This window comes from Mesorhizobium sp. P170090, assembly GCF_057786115.1.
The window spans coordinates 3,636,559-3,652,553 of the sequence record NZ_JBYNWH010000001.1 but is presented as its reverse complement, the minus strand read 5'-3'; the positions used below and the strand labels follow the sequence as shown (position 1 = coordinate 3,652,553).

General features: G+C 62.0%; 14 protein-coding genes and 1 tRNA gene. 11 read left to right on the top strand and 4 right to left on the bottom strand.

Annotated elements, in window-relative coordinates; genetic code table 11:
* Positions 1 to 23: 23 nt before the first annotated feature.
* The 5 genes from AC3EML_RS17540 (at position 24) to AC3EML_RS17520 (ending at position 4,873) form a co-directional block, all read left to right on the top strand.
* Positions 24 to 1,313: an ABC transporter substrate-binding protein gene (locus tag AC3EML_RS17540; protein WP_352515015.1), complete on the top strand. Its 1,290-nt coding sequence runs from the start codon at positions 24 to 26 to the stop codon at positions 1,311 to 1,313.
* 237 nt (positions 1,314 to 1,550) lie between these two features.
* Positions 1,551 to 2,462: an ABC transporter permease gene (locus AC3EML_RS17535; protein ID WP_352521829.1), complete on the top strand. Its 912-nt coding sequence runs from the start codon at positions 1,551 to 1,553 to the stop codon at positions 2,460 to 2,462.
* A gap of 1 nt (position 2,463) precedes the next feature.
* Positions 2,464 to 3,282: an ABC transporter permease gene (locus AC3EML_RS17530; protein ID WP_352462912.1), complete on the top strand. Its 819-nt coding sequence runs from the start codon at positions 2,464 to 2,466 to the stop codon at positions 3,280 to 3,282.
* 2 nt (positions 3,283 to 3,284) lie between these two features.
* Positions 3,285 to 4,031 (top strand): aspartate/glutamate racemase family protein, encoded by a 747-nt coding sequence (locus tag AC3EML_RS17525; protein ID WP_352521828.1) that lies wholly within the window; start codon positions 3,285 to 3,287, stop codon positions 4,029 to 4,031.
* A gap of 5 nt (positions 4,032 to 4,036) precedes the next feature.
* Complete coding sequence (locus AC3EML_RS17520) at positions 4,037 to 4,873, top strand: GNAT family N-acetyltransferase (protein ID WP_023669392.1); 837 nt, start codon at positions 4,037 to 4,039, stop codon at positions 4,871 to 4,873.
* A gap of 98 nt (positions 4,874 to 4,971) precedes the next feature.
* Here the strand turns inward: AC3EML_RS17520 and AC3EML_RS17515 are convergent, their stop codons facing one another.
* A complete protein-coding gene (locus AC3EML_RS17515; protein WP_352521827.1) occupies positions 4,972 to 7,197 on the bottom strand; it encodes a GumC family protein in 2,226 nt (741 codons plus the stop codon).
* Positions 7,198 to 7,463: 266 nt separating this feature from the next.
* Here AC3EML_RS17515 and AC3EML_RS17510 point away from each other — a divergent pair, with 266 nt between their 5' ends.
* The 5 genes from AC3EML_RS17510 to AC3EML_RS17490 all read left to right on the top strand — a co-directional run bounded on the left by AC3EML_RS17510 (position 7,464) and on the right by AC3EML_RS17490 (position 12,935).
* Complete coding sequence (locus AC3EML_RS17510) at positions 7,464 to 8,027, top strand: polysaccharide biosynthesis/export family protein (protein WP_023682330.1); 564 nt, start codon at positions 7,464 to 7,466, stop codon at positions 8,025 to 8,027.
* 7 nt (positions 8,028 to 8,034) lie between these two features.
* Positions 8,035 to 9,165 carry a glycosyltransferase gene (locus tag AC3EML_RS17505; RefSeq protein WP_352521826.1) on the top strand — a complete coding sequence of 377 codons (1,131 nt, stop codon included), beginning with the start codon at positions 8,035 to 8,037 and terminating at the stop codon, positions 9,163 to 9,165.
* Positions 9,166 to 9,250: 85 nt separating this feature from the next.
* Positions 9,251 to 10,786 carry an undecaprenyl-phosphate glucose phosphotransferase gene (locus tag AC3EML_RS17500; protein WP_023689486.1) on the top strand — a complete coding sequence of 512 codons (1,536 nt, stop codon included), beginning with the start codon at positions 9,251 to 9,253 and terminating at the stop codon, positions 10,784 to 10,786.
* Entirely contained in the window at positions 10,783 to 12,027 is a 1,245-nt protein-coding gene (locus AC3EML_RS17495; RefSeq protein WP_352521825.1) for an O-antigen ligase family protein, read from the top strand. Before AC3EML_RS17500 ends, AC3EML_RS17495 begins: the two co-directional genes overlap by 4 nt.
* A 218-nt stretch (positions 12,028 to 12,245) precedes the next feature.
* The gene (locus AC3EML_RS17490; RefSeq protein ID WP_488505405.1) at positions 12,246 to 12,935 is read left to right on the top strand and encodes an FkbM family methyltransferase; all 690 of its coding nucleotides are present in this window, start codon (positions 12,246 to 12,248) and stop codon (positions 12,933 to 12,935) included.
* A 108-nt stretch (positions 12,936 to 13,043) separates the two neighbouring features.
* On the opposite strand, the gene AC3EML_RS17485 is transcribed toward AC3EML_RS17490, so the two are convergent.
* Both AC3EML_RS17485 and AC3EML_RS17480 read right to left on the bottom strand, forming a co-directional pair.
* Positions 13,044 to 14,027: a glycosyltransferase family 8 protein gene (locus AC3EML_RS17485; protein ID WP_352521824.1), complete on the bottom strand. Its 984-nt coding sequence runs from the start codon at positions 14,025 to 14,027 to the stop codon at positions 13,044 to 13,046.
* 47 nt (positions 14,028 to 14,074) lie between these two features.
* Complete coding sequence (locus AC3EML_RS17480; RefSeq protein ID WP_352521823.1) at positions 14,075 to 15,043, bottom strand: glycosyltransferase family 8 protein; 969 nt, start codon at positions 15,041 to 15,043, stop codon at positions 14,075 to 14,077.
* A 143-nt stretch (positions 15,044 to 15,186) separates the two neighbouring features.
* Between AC3EML_RS17480 and AC3EML_RS17475 the strand changes: the two genes are divergently transcribed.
* Positions 15,187 to 15,263 (top strand) — tRNA-Pro (locus AC3EML_RS17475).
* 51 nt (positions 15,264 to 15,314) lie between these two features.
* Here AC3EML_RS17475 and AC3EML_RS17470 read toward each other — a convergent pair.
* Complete coding sequence (locus AC3EML_RS17470; RefSeq protein WP_352521822.1) at positions 15,315 to 15,776, bottom strand: YbaK/EbsC family protein; 462 nt, start codon at positions 15,774 to 15,776, stop codon at positions 15,315 to 15,317.
* Positions 15,777 to 15,995: the final 219 nt, after the last annotated feature.

The following is a 15,995-nucleotide window of genomic DNA, read 5'->3' as shown; positions in this document are numbered from 1 at the left end:
CAAAACAAAACAGGGGAATAGGAATGACAAAAACAGTAGAAACAAAGACCGGAATTTCGCGCCGTTCGTTGCTCAAGACAGGTGCGGCCGCCGTCGGCCTCGCCGCAGGCTCGGGCGCCATTACAGGCTTCCCGACCATCTGGGCGCAGTCCAACATCACGCTGCGCCAGTTCGGCACCGGCGTGTCGAACCTGAACGCCATCGCCGACAAGTGCAAGGCCGACCTCGGCATCACGCTGGAAATGACGGCGACCGATTCCGACGCGGCCGCCCAGCGCGCCGTGACCCAGCCCGACAGCTATGACATCGCCGACATCGAATACTGGATCTGCAAGAAGGTGTTCCCGAGCGGCGTGCTGCAGCCGATGGATGTCAGCAAGCTGAAATATTACGACGAGCTGGTGCCATTGTTCAAAACCGGCAAGCTGACCCCCGACAGCGTCATTGCCCAAGGCACCGCGCCGCACACGGTCGGCTATGTCGAAGCGCAGGACTCAAAGACCTTCGCCAAGGCGCCGACCAACTGGTTCACCATGGTGCCGACGATCTACAACGCCGATACGCTAGGCATCCGGCCCGACCTCGTCGGCCGCGACATCACCACCTGGGCCGACATCATGGACCCGGCCTTCAAGGGCAAGACCGCGATCCTTAACATCCCGTCCATCGGTATCATGGATGCGGCCATGATCATGGAGGCCACAGGCAGCATCAAATATGCCGACAAGGGCAACATGACCAAGGAAGAGATCGACAAGACGATCGACTTCCTCATCAAGGCCAAGCAGGCCGGCCAGTTCCGCGCCTTCTGGAAGTCGTTCGACGAGAGCGTCAACCTGATGGCATCGGGCGAAGTGGTCATCCAGTCGATGTGGTCGCCGGCCGTCGCCGCCGTCCGCTCCAAAGGCATCGCCTGCCGCTTCCAGCCGCTCAAGGAAGGATACCGCTCATGGGGCGGCGGCCTTGGCCTTGCCGCCCATCTCAAGGGCGCCGAGCTCGACGCGGCCTACGAATACATCAACTGGTATACGTCGGGCTGGGTCGGCGGCTATCTCAACCGCCAGGGCTACTATTCCGCCAATATGGTCTCGGCCAAGAAGTTCATGTCCGAGGACGAATGGGGCTACTGGATCGAAGGCAAGCCGGCCAAGGGCGAGATCAAGGCGCCGGACGGCACCGTCATGGAAAAGGCCGGCGCCGTGCGCGACGGCGGCTCGTTCGAAGAGCGTATGGGCAAAGTCGCCTGCTGGAACTCGGTCATGGACGAGGACCGCTACATGGTGAAGCGCTGGAACGAGTTCATCGCGGCGTAGAGCGGACGCGTTCACTGTGATGTTGCGATCCTTCGCGCCCCCCGCTGTCCTGCCGGACATCTCCCCCACTTGGGGGGAGATTGGCAGCGTCATGGCCGGCTCTTCGTTAGCAACGTTGGAGATTGGCGAAGGCCGTTATGAGAGTTCGATCTCCCCCCTCGTGGGGGAGATGTCCGGCAGGACAGAGGGGGGCGCGAAGGATCGCAAGTCATCGCGATCACGCGGAGGATTTTCCCAATGACAGTCGCGCTCGAACGCCCCGCCATCGCAGCAGCCAAGCCCGCCAGACGCCGGCGCTTCTCCATCAGTGCCGTCACGCCCTACCTCCAATCGGCGCCGCTGGCGCTCATCCTCGGTGCGTTCCTGCTCTTGCCAATCATCATGATCGTCGTCGTCTCCTTCTGGGATTATGACTTCGCCGCCATGTATCCGGATTTCCTGACGACGAACTATTCCGACGTGCTGGGATCATGGGTCACCTGGAAGACCTATCTCAACACCATCAAATTCGCTGCCATCGTCTGGGCGCTGACCTTGTTCATCGGCTTCTGGGTCGCCTATTTCCTCGCCTTCCATATCCGTACCATCGCCATGCAGATGGTGCTGTTCCTTGTCTGCACGGTGCCGTTCCTGACCTCCAACATCATCCGCATGATCTCGTGGATCCCGGTGCTTGGCCGTAACGGGTTGATCAACTCGGCGCTGGTGCAATTGGGGCTGGTGCCAAAACCCATCGAATGGCTGCTCTATTCGGAATTCGCCGTGGTGCTGGCCATGGTGCATCTCTACACGCTGTTCATGGTAACGCCGATCTTCAACACGTTGATGCGCATCGACCGCTCGCTGGTCGAGGCCGCGCGCGATGCCGGCGCGTCCGGCTGGCAGGTCTTGTGGAACGTCGTCATCCCGCTGGCCAAGCCCGGCATGGCGATCGGCACCATCTTCGTCGTCACGCTGGTGATGGCCGATTTCTCCACTGTGCAGGTGATGTCGGGCGGCCAGAGCGCGTCGGTCGCACTGATGATGAAGAACCAGATGTCGCTGCTGCAGTATCCCGCAGCCGCCGCCAATGCCGTAGTGTTGCTGGTGTTGGTACTGTTGATGGTCGCGGGCATCCTGCGCATCGTCGACATCCGCAAGGAGCTTTGAGGTGAGCCACGAAAAACGCACCCTCGAATTCTATGTGCTTGCGGTCTTCTTCACTCTGTTCGTGCTGTTCCTCTACGGCCCGCTGTCGGCGATCCTGATCCTTTCTTTCCAAGGCGAGACCGGCGGCCTCACCTTCCCGCTCAATGGCGTGTCGCTGCACTGGTTCGCCAATCTGTTCGAGCGCCAGGCGGTCGGCGATTTCGGCGGCAGCTTCAAGCGCTCGCTCGTGCTCGGCCTTATGGTGATGATCGTCACCGTCGTCGTGTCGCTGCTGGCAGGGCTCGCTTTCCGGCAAAAATTTCGTGGCGCCACCGCTTTGTTCTACCTGGCGGTCGCCAGCCTCGTAGTACCCTCGATCATCATTTCGCTCGGCATCGGCGTCGTCTTCCAGCAGGTCGGCTTCCGCCCAGCCTGGTACACATCGGCCTTCGGCGCGCACCTGACCTGGACCTTGCCCTTCGGCGTGCTCATCATGTTCGCCGTCTTCAACCGCTTCTCGCCCGCCTATGAGGAAGCCGCGCGTGACCTGGGCGCCAACTCCTGGCAGACCTTCGCCCATGTCGTGCTGCCGATGATCGCGCCGAGCCTGATCGGCGTCGGCCTGTTCGGCTTCACGCTGTCCTATGACGAGTTCGCCCGCACGCTGATGACGTCGGGCACCTTCAACACGCTGCCGCTCGAGATCTACGGCATGACCACCAATGTCACGACGCCGGTGCTCTATGCGCTGGGCACGGTGACCACAGTGTTCTCCTTCCTGGTGATCCTGGCCACACTGGGCGCCATCCTCTATGTCGGCCGCAAGCGGGCCAGGGTTTGATCGTGCAGATACTGGTGGTGAATCCCAACACGACGGCGAGCATGACCGAGACGATCGCGGCGGCGGCGCGCGGCGTTGCCGGCGCCGGGACCGAGGTGATCGCGGTCACCTCCTCGATGGGCCCGGCCTCGATCGAGGGCTATTATGACGAGGCATTGGCCGTGCCCGGCCTTTTGATGGAGATCGCCGCCGGCGAACGTGCCGGGGCTCAGGCCGCCATCATCGCCTGCTTCGACGATACCGGCCTGGATGCGGCACGCGCCATGGCCTCCATTCCGGTCATCGGCATCTGCGAGGCCGCACTCGGTGTCGCCTCCTACATTGCCCAGCGATTCACAGTGGTGACGACCACCGAACGCTCGCGTGTCCCTGTCGAGGGGCTGGTGCAGCGCTATGGCATGGCCGGGCGTGCCCGCGTGCGCGCCGCCGACATTCCCGTACTCTCGCTTGAAGACGCTGCTTCCGGCGCTGTCGAGAAACTGCGCGCCGAGATCGCCCGCGCCATAGCGGAAGACCGCGCCGAGGCCATCGTGCTCGGCTGCGCCGGCATGGCCGACCTGGCACACCGGTTGCAGCACGAGTTCGACCTGCCCGTCATCGACGGCGTCGGCGCCGCCCTCAAACAGGCCGAGGCGCTGATCGCATTGGGCCTGTCGACCTCGAAGCGCGGCTCCTATGCCAGTCCGCTGGCCAAGCCCTATCGCGGCGTGCTGAAATCCTTCTCGCCGGGGGTGGTCGCCGCGGAGTGAACGCTATGAAGCCTACCGTCCGCGCATTGTCTCCGCCGGAACTGACCGTTCTCATCGACTGGGCGGCGGCTGAAGGCTGGAACCCTGGCCTTGATGATGCCGCCGCGTTCCGGCCAACCGATCCTGAAGGGTTCATCGGCGCTTTTGTCGACAACGAGATGACCGCCGCCATCTCGGCTGTCGCCTATGGCGGCAATTTCGGTTTCATCGGTCTCTACATCTGCCGACCAGACATGCGCGGCAAAGGCCATGGCAAAGCAGTCTGGAATGCGGGCATGGCCAGGCTGGCCGGCCGAACGGTCGGCCTCGACGGGGTCGCCGCGCAGCTGGCGAATTATCGCCGCACGGGATTCAGCTCGGCGTACGAAACCATCCGCTTCAGCGGCCGTATCGCGACCCCGCCCGTCCGAAGCGAAGGGGTGCGCATGATAACCACGCAACTCGTGCCCGACATCATCGTCTATGACGCCCGCTGTTTCCCCGCGCCTCGACGAGCCTTCCTGCACCGCTGGGCGCAGCCGCCGCATTGCGGGTTCGCCGCGATCAGTTCACTCGGCACCATAGGCTACGCCGTGGCTCGTCCCTGCCGTTCGGGTTACAAGATCGGCCCGCTGTTTGCCGACGACACCGAGACGGCGATGCAGCTCATGGGCAGTCTGGCTGCCGCATGCGAAGGTGGCGACCTGCATATCGACGTTCCTGCCGAAAATTTCGATTTCACCACGGCGCTTTCAGCAATTGGTTTCAGGCCGACCTTCACCACCACGCGCATGTACAAGGGCCCGCCTCCGAAGGTCGACTCGCGCCGAATATTTGGCGTGACGACCCTGGAGTTGGGGTAGATCCCGGCGCCGACTGACAGGCTTGGTTTTTCGGGAGCCGGCGGGCGATGGACGAGCCGATCCGTAGTAGCGCCGCCTAAGTCGAATTGTCTGATGTCTCAGGCGGCGCTACGTCGTCCCGGCACGGGGTTACCCGGCGTCTCGTGGCCGATCGGCGTCACCAGAGTGAGGTCGGGATAGCCGCTTTCGATCAGCTCGACGGCGGCCTGCGCCACCTCATCGTCCGCCTGCAGCATGGACATGAAGACCTCAGTGCTGTCGCCGACCAGTCGGCTGATGCCTTGCGCATCGGCCGGTCCGCATTCGACAATGACCAGATCATAGGCAGTGGTCAGCGACTGCATGATGATCGGCAGCCGGTCGGCGGCGCGCATGGCGCGAACCGGATCGGCGGTGCCGACGGGAACGACATGGCAGTCGGAATAGAGGTCAGCGTGAATGACGTCGCTGAACTGCGCTTCCGAAGCCAGCAGATTGGTGATGCCGGGGAAAAGTCCGCTGTCCAGCATCGGCCGCGAGGCGGCACCTGACGCCGTGAGATCGAGCAGCAGCACACGCAGGCCAGCGTCGGAGACTTCGCGCGCTACCAGCACTGCCGATGCAGCCGCCTCATCGCCTTCGGGCGACACGAAGATGGCGCGCGCAGCACCGCTGGCGATCAGCTTTTCCGCCGCCTTCTCGACATCGATCTCGCCAAGGCTGGAGCGTACCCGCTCGGGTTCGGATTGCGGTTCTGGATCGGCAGCCGCTGCTCCTTCCAGCACTGAAGGAGCCGGCTCCTGCTCCGGCTCGGGCGCCAGTTCAGACTCCATGGCCGTCCGCTGATCGACCACCTCCTCGGCCACGACTGCGGCCGGTTCCGGGTCGACGACCGGCGCCGACATTGCCGGCATCGCAACCTGTTCGATGCGGTCCAAGCGGGCGCCGGGCGCCGGGCGCATGGCGCGGCCGGAAAACAGCTCCTGCAGAAGCGTGATGACCGACATCAGCAGCAGCGAGCCGACGAAGGCAGCGCCGACGATCGGGACGAGTTTGGGGAAATAGGGCTCCGATGGCACGCGCGCCTCGGAAAACACGCTGGCATCGACCGGCAGATAGTTTTTGCGCGAGGACACTTCGCGAAAGCTCGCCATATAGGATTCGAGCTGCTGGCGCCGGACGTTCGCCTCGCGCTGCAGCGCATCCAGCTGGACCTGCTCCTCGCCGGCGCGCGACGACGCCGCTTTCAGCTTGTTGACGTCCGATATCAGCTGGTTTTCGCGCGCCTGGGCGGTCTGCGCCTGCGTCAGCAACCCGCGCATGATCTTTTGCGCCTCGTTGCGGATCTGACCGTCGAGATCGGCTAGCTGCGACCTCATCGCCCGCAGGCGCGGATGGTTGTCGAGCAAAGTGGTGGAAAGATCGGCAATGTTGGTCCTGAGCTCGATCTGACGCTCACGCAGGCGCTGGATCAGATCCGAAGACAGCACTTCGGGTACAGCGTCGAGCGAGCCGCCATTCTGCAAAGCCTGGCGCACCCTTTCGGCCGTTGCCTCGGCCGAGGCGCGGCTGGCGCGCACACGCGACAGCTCGCTCGATAGTTCGGACAATTGCTGTGTCGCCAGCACCGAATTGTTGCCAGCCATCAACAGGTCCGACTGAGCGGAGCGGAAGGCCGCGACCTTGGCCTCTGCATCCCTGACCTGCTTCTGCAGCTCGTCGATCTCCGGCCCGAGGAAGGCTGTCGCGGCCGCGTTCGACGTGGTCTTGGCATCCGCCTGATAGGCCATGTAGGCCTTGGCGATGGCATTCGGAATATCGGCGGCAAGCTGGCGGTCTTCCGAGGAAAATTCGACGGCGATGGCACGCGTCTTCTCCACTCCATAGACGTTTAGCTTGTCGCGCATCTTCGTCAGCACGCGCTCTTCGAGCGGAATCTCTGCCGGATCACTTTTCAGTCCGGCAATGACAAGAAGTCGGGCTACCGGCGACATGCCGAGCGCATCGTTGAACTCGGGCTTGTCGCCCAGGTTCAGATTGCCAGCCACCTTCTTGAGAATGTCGGACGAGGAAATGACCTGAACCTCGGTTGCTACACCTTCCGCATCGAGCACAGGTTTGTCGTCTTCATTGGTGCCGGCAGGCCGCGTATAGGCCGATTCGCTCAACTGGATTTTCAGCTGCGTCGTGGCCTTATAGTGCGGCGTCGCAAGCCAGGCGAACGCGAAGGCGAGACCAGTGACGAGAAGCGTGACCACTAGGATGCGCAGCCAGTTCCTCGCAAGGCTGGCGAAGAGCTGTCTCAGGTCGACATCGACATCTGCGGCCACGGACTGGTCGGACATGCATTCCTGCTCCGGAACATGAGTCTAGAAAGTACCGTAAACAACTATGGTAACTCAGGCGTTAAGATGGCGGTAAGCAGCCGTTAGAGTTTGCTGACGTCAGGCAAACAAAGGGCAGCAAAACTATACGGCTTTTTGTCGATTGCCGCCAAATCGGCCGCGTCCCTTTACCGGCCATTAACCCTAACAGGATGATAACAAACCCAGATCCTTAAGGTTTGCCGCCGTGTCCTGGCGGCCATAGCGACGAAGGTGTGTGTCCGATCATGAAAAGCGCTGCTGGTCTGTTTCGCGCTCTGCTGGCCGTGTCGATCCTCGCCGGCTGCTCCAGCTACCGGCCGACGCCGGCGGCCTTCCACGAGGTACTCGACCAGCCCTATCGGCTCGGCGCCGGCGACCGTGTCCGCGTCACCGTGTTCGAACAGGACGGTCTGACCAACACCTACAGTGTCGATCAGTCCGGCTACATGTCCTTCCCGCTGGTGGGCGCGGTGCCGGCGCGCGGCCACACGGCCCAGCAGCTGGAAAAAGCGCTCGCCGACAAACTGCGCCAAGGCTATCTGCGCGACCCCGACGTGTCGGTCGAGATCGATCGCTACCGGCCGATCTTCGTCATGGGCGAAGTGGGCGCCGCCGGCCAGTATTCCTACGTGCCGGGCCTCACCGTGCAGAAGGCCATCGCGATTGCCGGCGGTTTCTCGCCGCGCGCCAACCAGGAAAGCGTCGACATCACCCGCGACATCAACGGCAAGGTGATGACAGGCCGGGTGGTTACCTCCGATCCGCTGCTGCCGGGCGACACGGTCTACGTTCGCGAACGCCTGTTCTGACATCAACGTGGCGGACCAGCTCAGGATCGTCCACTGCTTTCGCTCACCCGTCGGCGGGATCTTCCGGCATGTGCGCGACCTGACGGAGGCCCAGCTCGCCGCCGGACATGTTGTCGGCATCGTCTGCGATTCGACCACCGGCGGCGAATACGAGGAACGCCTGTTCGACCAGATGAAGGACAGCCTGGCGCTCGGCATCCATCGCACGCCGATGCAGCGCCATGTCGGGCCGGGCGACTTCGCCTCGGCCTGGCGTACCTATCGAATCATCAAGGAATTGCGGCCGGACGTGTTGCACGGGCACGGCGCCAAAGGTGGCGCCTATGCCCGTCTGTTCGGCTCATTGTTGCGGGTATCTAGGTCTCGCGTAGCCCGCCTCTATTCGCCGCATGGCGGCTCCCTCCACTATGACGAAACGACGACGACCGGGAAGCTGTTCTTCGCGCTCGAGCGCTTCATGGCGCGCTTCACCGACTGCCTGCTGTTCGTCTCCGACTATGAGCGGCGCACCTATCGCAAGAAGGTCGGCGAACCGCCTATCCCGAACACGCTGGTCTATAACGGCCTGCGCGCCGCCGAGTTCGAACCGGCGGTCGCACAGCCCGACGCAGCCGACCTGCTCTACATCGGCATGATGCGCGACCTCAAAGGGCCTGACATTTTCATCGAGGCGCTGGTGCTGGCCGGGTCCCAGCTTGAGCGCCGCTTGACCGCGGTCATGGTCGGCGATGGCGACGACCTGCCGCGCTACCATGCGCAGGTGAAACGGCTGGGCCTCGAAAAACAGGTCCGCTTCTTGCCGCCTATGCCAGCCAGGGAGGCATTTTCGCTGGCCGATCTGGTCGTCGTCCCCTCCCGCGCGGAAGCCATGCCCTATATCGTGCTGGAGACGCTGGCGGCCGGCAGGCCGATGATCGCCACGGCCGTCGGCGGCATTCCCGAAATCTTCGGGGAGGGATCCCCTGCCCTGATCCGTCCCGATCCGCGCCAACTCGGCGACAAGATGGGTGAAGCGCTGCGCGATCTCGACGCCTACCGGCGCGCCATGCCCGATACGGCCAGCCTCAGGGCGCGATTCGGCGCCGATGTGATGGCCGCCGAAATCGAAAAGGCCTATTTCGCCGCGCTCAACAGATAGACGACCCTCCAAAACCACAAGTTGTCTCAAGGTTTTTTTAGCTCTCTTTCTGCTATCGTCATCGCGGAAGCTTGTGGGAAACCCGATGAACGAGACCGACCCCACGCGCCGCTTTTCGGCCGATGCGGTGCGCAAATTCGACAGTCCTGCCGAGAGCCCCACGCCCGGCGGCATGAACAGTGTTGCCCGCCAGGTCGCCTCGCAATACCGGCGCGATACGATGTCGCCGGTCATGGTCAGCGGCGTATTGCGCATCGTCGAATTCGGCTTGCTGTTCCTGTCGGGGCTCGCGCTCTACTTCCACTTTGTCGGCTTCTTCAACTATCTCGCCTGGCAATATCCGCTGACCATTGCCGCGGCGTCATTCGTGGCCGTGGTGCTGCTCGACGTCAGCGATTGCTACCAGATCTCCGCCTTGATGCGACCGATCTCCAATCTCGGCCGCGTACTGATGGTCTGGGCCGGCACCTTCGCGCTGATGGCGCTGACGGCCTTCATCATGAAAATGTCGGAGGATTATTCGCGTCTGCTGTTCGGCACCTGGTTTGTCGTCGGCCTGCTTCTGCTGTTCGGCCTCAGGCTGGTGATGTCGAAGCTGATCCGGCGCTGGGCGCGCAACGGCCGCATGGAACGCCGCGCCGTCATCGTCGGCGGCGGCAAGGCGGCCGAGATGCTGATCCGCTCGGTCGAGAAGCAGCCAGACAACGACATCCGCATCTGCGGCATCTTCGATGACCGCGGCGACAAGCGCTCGCCGCCGATCGTGGCCGGCTATCCCAAGCTCGGCACCATTTCGGAGCTGATGGAATTCGCTCGCATCGCGCGCATCGACATGCTGATCGTGTCGCTGCCGCTGACTGCCGAAACGCGCGTGCTGCAGCTGCTGAAGAAGCTGTGGGTGCTGCCGGTCGACATCCGGCTCTCGGCGCATTCGAACGCTTTGCAGTTTCGCCCGCGCGCCTATTCCTACATCGGCTCGGTGCCGATGCTCGATATCTTCGACAGGCCGATCAACGACTGGGATTCGGTCGCCAAGCGCGCCTTCGACATCGTCTTCTCGCTGATCGGCATCATCCTGTTCTCACCGGTGATGCTGGCGACTGCCATCGCCATCAAGCTCGACAGCAAGGGGCCGGTGCTATTCAAGCAGAAGCGGCACGGCTTCAACAACGAGATCGTCGAAGTCTACAAATTCCGCTCCATGTACACCGACCGCTCGGACCCGACCGCCAAGCAGACGGTGACCAAGAACGATCCGCGCGTCACCCGCGTCGGCCGCTTCATCCGCAAGAGCTCGATCGACGAGCTGCCGCAGTTCTTCAACTCGCTGTTCGGCACGCTGTCACTGGTTGGCCCGCGCCCGCATGCGATTGCCGCGCAGTCGCACAACCTTCTCTACAATGAGGTGGTCGACGGCTATTTCGCCCGCCACAAGGTCAAGCCCGGCGTTACCGGCTGGGCGCAGATCAATGGCTGGCGCGGCGAGATGGACACCAATGAGAAGATCCGCATGCGCACGGAATATGACCTCTATTACATCGAGAACTGGTCGATGCTGTTCGATCTGCGCATCCTGCTCATGACGCCGCTGCGGCTGCTCAATACGGAAAACGCCTATTGAGCGCGATTTCCCATGATTTGCCGCAGGCTGCGGTCAATGCCAAGCTGATCGCGCTGATATCGTCGGGGGCGGTGTTTTTTGGCGTCTTCCTGTCGGGCTTCGTCATCGACGAACCGGCGCCCTACGATCTTTTCATGCTCGGGCTGATCGGGGTGTGGGTGCTGTTTGGCCTGCGCATATCGCGCGCGGCCGTGCCGCTGCTCGTGCTGCTGATCACGATGAACATCGGCGGCATGATTGCAATGACTCAGATGGCCGATCTCGCCAACACACCGCTCTATCTCGCGGTCTCGCTGTTTCTCGCGTTCACCGCGGTGTTCTTCTCGTCGGTGACGGCGGTGCAGCCCGGCCTCTACCGGCTGATCTTCATCGCCTATGTCGTCTCCGCGGTGGTGACCTCGCTGCTCGGCATTGCCGGCTATTTCCACGCTTTCCCGGGCGCTGAAATCTTCACCAGATACGACCGCGCCCAGGGCGCCTTTCAGGATCCGAACGTGTTCGGGCCGTTCCTGGTGCTGCCCGGCATCTATCTGCTCTATCTGCTGTTGACCGGCTCAATCGCGCGCATGCCGCTTCTGGCGGTGCCGCTGCTGATCATCACCGCGGGCATCTTCTTTTCGTTCTCGCGCGGCGCCTGGGGCATGTTCGCCGTCTCGGCCATTCTGCTCACCGGCGCCCTGTTCCTGCAAAGCAACAGCGGCAAGTTCCGGCTGCGCGTCATCATCATGACCATTGCCGCCGTCACCCTGCTGGTGGTCGCCATGATCGTCATCCTGCAGCTGCCCGGCGTCGGCGAGATGTTTTCCAGCCGCGCCCAGCTCGAACAGAGCTACGACACGGCGCGCCTTGGCCGCTTTGCCCGCTACACGATCGGCTTCGAGATGGCGCTCGAACATCCGCTCGGCATCGGCCCGCTGGTGTTCGGCACCATTTTCGGCGAAGACACGCACGACATCTGGCTGAAGACGCTGATGGATTATGGCTGGCTCGGCTTCGTCTCGTTCCTGTCGCTGACGCTGTGGACGATCGCGGCCGGCTTCCGCATCCTTTTGCGCGACCGGCCGTGGCAGCCCTATCTGCTCTGCGCCTACGTCGCTTTCATCGGCAATATCGGGCTCGGCACCTTCATCGACATCGACCACTGGCGCCATGTCTACCTGCTGCTCGGCCTAATCTGGGGCGCGATCGCGCTGGAATACAGGCATCAGCGCGGGTTGCGGGCGGTGGCGCAACCGAGGTAGCCGAGTAATCCTAAAGGACAGGAACAGCCGCGCACGCCAATACCGGGGTTGTTCAGGCCCTCGCAGGCTTTGATCTGCTTGCTCCAACCCCTGGTCGAATTGAGCACGGTTGCCGGCGGCGCATTTATGTTGTGATGGTGGGAAAACGTCGCTAAACGCGACTGACAAAATTCCAATTGAGTTGGCGTGCTTGCCGGGCTGGATAATATTCCGGGTTGGTGGGCGCCACTAATCTGACGGGCGTGGTTATGCTGAGGGAAAGCTATTTCGAATTCATGCTGCGCTGGTACGCGTATCGCCGATGGCACAGGCCCCCGCGGCGTGTGCGGCAGGCCGAATACGACTTCCATCAGCTTATGAAAAAGCTTCCCGCCGATAGTCTGTTCATCGATCTCGGCGCCAATATTGGCGACGTCACGGGACATGTACTAGCCTATGGGATGCGGGTGATTGCTTTCGAGCCTGACCCTGTTGCTCGCCAGATTTTGACGACAAGGTTTGGCAACAACGACCGGGTGACGATCATTCCGAAGGCTGTTGGTGGATCAGCGCGAACGGCCACATTCCATCAGAGGCCGGACGTCAGCGATCTCCGCAGGACCGAATTGTCGTCCCTGATCCAGACTCACGAACATACGAACGGGAAAAGCTTTGAAGTTGAGGTGGTTGACCTGGTGCAGTTCCTGCAAGGTCTCCATGAGCCGATCGCCATCGTCAAGATGGACATAGAAGGGGCCGAAGCGGAATGCATCGAAGCCATGCTGGACGCCGGCATTCACCGTTCGATTGGACAAATCCTGGTCGAGACACATGAACGGTTCTCGCCAGACCTGGCCGACCGGATCGGCAAGCTGCGGGGCCGGATCGCGCAGGAAGGCATCCGCAACATCAATCTGGATTGGAGCTAAGTATCGGCTCGGCCTTGAGCGTGCTAGCCGGAGGGCATCAACCAGCGAGGCAATAGACTTATCGAGGAAGATTGGCGGGAGGAACAGCGTCCGGCGGAGCGTCAAGTTCTATCTGGCTATGCCAGCTACCCGTTCGGGGTATTGCACGGCCAACATCGAATTGTCCGCATGGCCGGCAAAGATGGCGCTGACCTTTTCGGCGTCGAACCGCGCCCGTCGCTTGCGCTTCTCGTCGTTCAGCAAAATCCCGCTGATGGCGTCGAACTTGCGGCCGAGGTTTTTCAATATGCCTCTCTTGATCGGCCAGTTGCTGTTGAAACGGCCGGCCCAGGGCGTGCCTTTCGCCAGATCACGATAGATCGCCATGGCGCCGACCTCGACACCGATCGGCGGACGGTCCCAGGGCTTGCCCCAGGCGAAGTGGCGGGCGTAGCAGCGGCTGAAAGAAATCTGGCTGGTGTAGTTGGTCATCACGTTCCAGAACGGGTGCATCGTCTGCCACCTGCCCTCGAAAGCCACGTTCAATGCACCTTGATCCATCCCGTAAACCTGCTCGGAGGCCAACTGCCGGGTACGCTCCAGAAGCCCCTCCTGCCTGACCAGTGGCATGTTGAACACCAGCACGCCGGCATTGAACTTCGGCGCGCCTGGCTGCATCGGTAAATGCTGTCGATACTTTACGTCGAAATAGGTCTGCTCATCGTGTGCGGCCAGCAGCGGAGCGTTGAGCGGGACGTTGCAGAGGTCTTCTATCGATCTGTTGAAAAGCACATCGGCGTCGGAATAGGCGATGCGGTCATATGGTTCGAACTCCGGCAATTGATCGGCAAACAGCCTGATGTAGGTCGCAAGGGTTGGGTGCGTTCCGCGGTTGAAGTTTGTCGCTTCCATGAATTTCGTGACATCCAGGATGCGGATCTTCCCACCGAGCAGACGCTCTCCGATAGCTCGGTCTTCGCTGGAGATGACACCGGTGTGCAAAATAAAGCCGTCGAGGTGGTCCGACACATTCAGCACGCGGCGCGCCGCCAGGCTGGCATACGGGAAATACCTCTGGTCGGTGGCGAAAAAGAAACACGATTTTTGCGGCATGCTACAACCTGTTGCCTGACCCATTCGCGAGAGCTCCGTTGCGGGTCTCAGGCGAAACCACCGAGTACTTCCGGAAACTGCACAGCCATCGCCCCGGCGTCAGCATGCTCGGCATATATCTTATGCACCTTGCTGCCGTCGTACCGTGCGCGCCGCCGATACCGGTCCTTGTTCGGCAACATCCCCATGATACCGTCGAACCTTCGGGCGAACCGCCTCATGACGCCCCGCTCGAAGGGAATACGCTGCCGGAAGGGCTCAAGCCACGGCGTATCCCTTGCCAGATCGCGCCAGACGGCAAGCGCCTCAGGCTCCACATCGACCTGGCTCCCCCATGGCTTGCCGCCGGCGAAATGCCGCGCATAGGCTTGGGCGAACCGAAACTCCTTCGTATCGTTGGACATCAAATTCCAGTTCGGGTGCATCGTCTGCCACTTGCCCTCGAAGACGATGTTCAGCGCGTTCTGATCGTTCATTTGCCCGGCAACGGCAACATCTCTGGCGCGGTGCAAAAGTCCCTGTTGACGCACCGGCGGCATGTTGAAGACGATGATGCCGGCGTTGAAATAAGGCGCCCCCGGCTGCATCGACAGTTTGTTCCGATAGCCCGGGCGGAAATACATGTAATCGTCGTGAGCGGCCAACAACGGAGCATGAAGTGTCTGGCCCACGAGATCCGCGATATCTCGATTGAACAGAACATCGCAATCGACATGGGCGATGCGGTCATAGTCCGCGAACTGAGGCAGTTGGTCGGCGAAAAGCCGAACAAAAGTGCCGACATTGCTTGGCCGGAAAGTATGGCCAGCCTCCGCAAACAGCCCCGAAACGTCCATTATGCGAAGACGGTTCTTCAGCAGGCGTTCAGCAACACGCATATCGGCATCACGTGCGCCGACATGCAGGATGAAGCCTGGCGTTGCGTCTCCCGAAACCTCCAGAATTCTGCGCGCCGCCAAGCATGCATACGGAAAATAATTGGCGTCGGCCGCCAGAAAAAAACAGGAATTTGCCACGCGCAATCCTTCGTATCGATACTGCGCGAGCCATATCGCCTTGGCGTTGCGGCGACAAGGCCGAATGCTGGCGACTTTCAGGCCCGGCGCGCCGTTTTAGCGCTTGCACCATACCCCTTGAAAATATATGGCTTTGCGCGGTCCGGAGTGTAGCGCAGCCCGGTAGCGCACTTGACTGGGGGTCAAGGGGTCGTCGGTTCGAATCCGGCCACTCCGACCATTTTTAGACAGGACTTGCCCCCAAAGGTCCTGCTTCTCAAATCACCAACATTCATCCTTGGCAGACGTCGACCCATTCGGCGCCGACGATGTCGGCCATGCGCTGCGGGCTGAGCCTTACAGCGGCGTTGGTGGCGCCGGCCGCGGGCACGACTTCATCGAAGGCGCGCAGCGAGACGTCGCAATAGACCGGCAGCGGCGCCGGCAGGCCGAATGGGCAGACGCCGCCGACGGGATGGCTGGTAATCGCGACAACCTCGTCGGCGTCAAGCATGCGCGGCTTGCCGCCGAAACGGTCCTTGAATTTGCGGTTGTCGAGCCTCGACATGCCGCCGGCCACGATCAGCATGGTCTCACCGCCGACGCGCAGGCAGATGGTCTTGGCGATCTGCGCCGGCTCCACGCCATGCGCCTCAGCCGCCAGCGCCACCGTCGCGGAACTCGCTTCGGTGACGAGCACTTCGACATCGGGCGCATGGGCAGCCAGGAAGGCGCGCACGGATTCAAGGCTCATCTCGGCATTGTCCCATTCGAAAACGGTTAGCGTTCACACTGGATAGCTTCACGCTCGGTCGGCGGCAACCTCCCCGCCCCTCGACGGCTGCAGCGATACCAGGCCAGGCGGGTCGCGCCGCATGTCAGCAACGCAAGGCGCATCCCCCGTGCGGGAGATGTGTTCGGGCTGCTGCCTTGGTAGGTCGCAATGGATCGGGGCCGGCGCTGATGCTGTGCT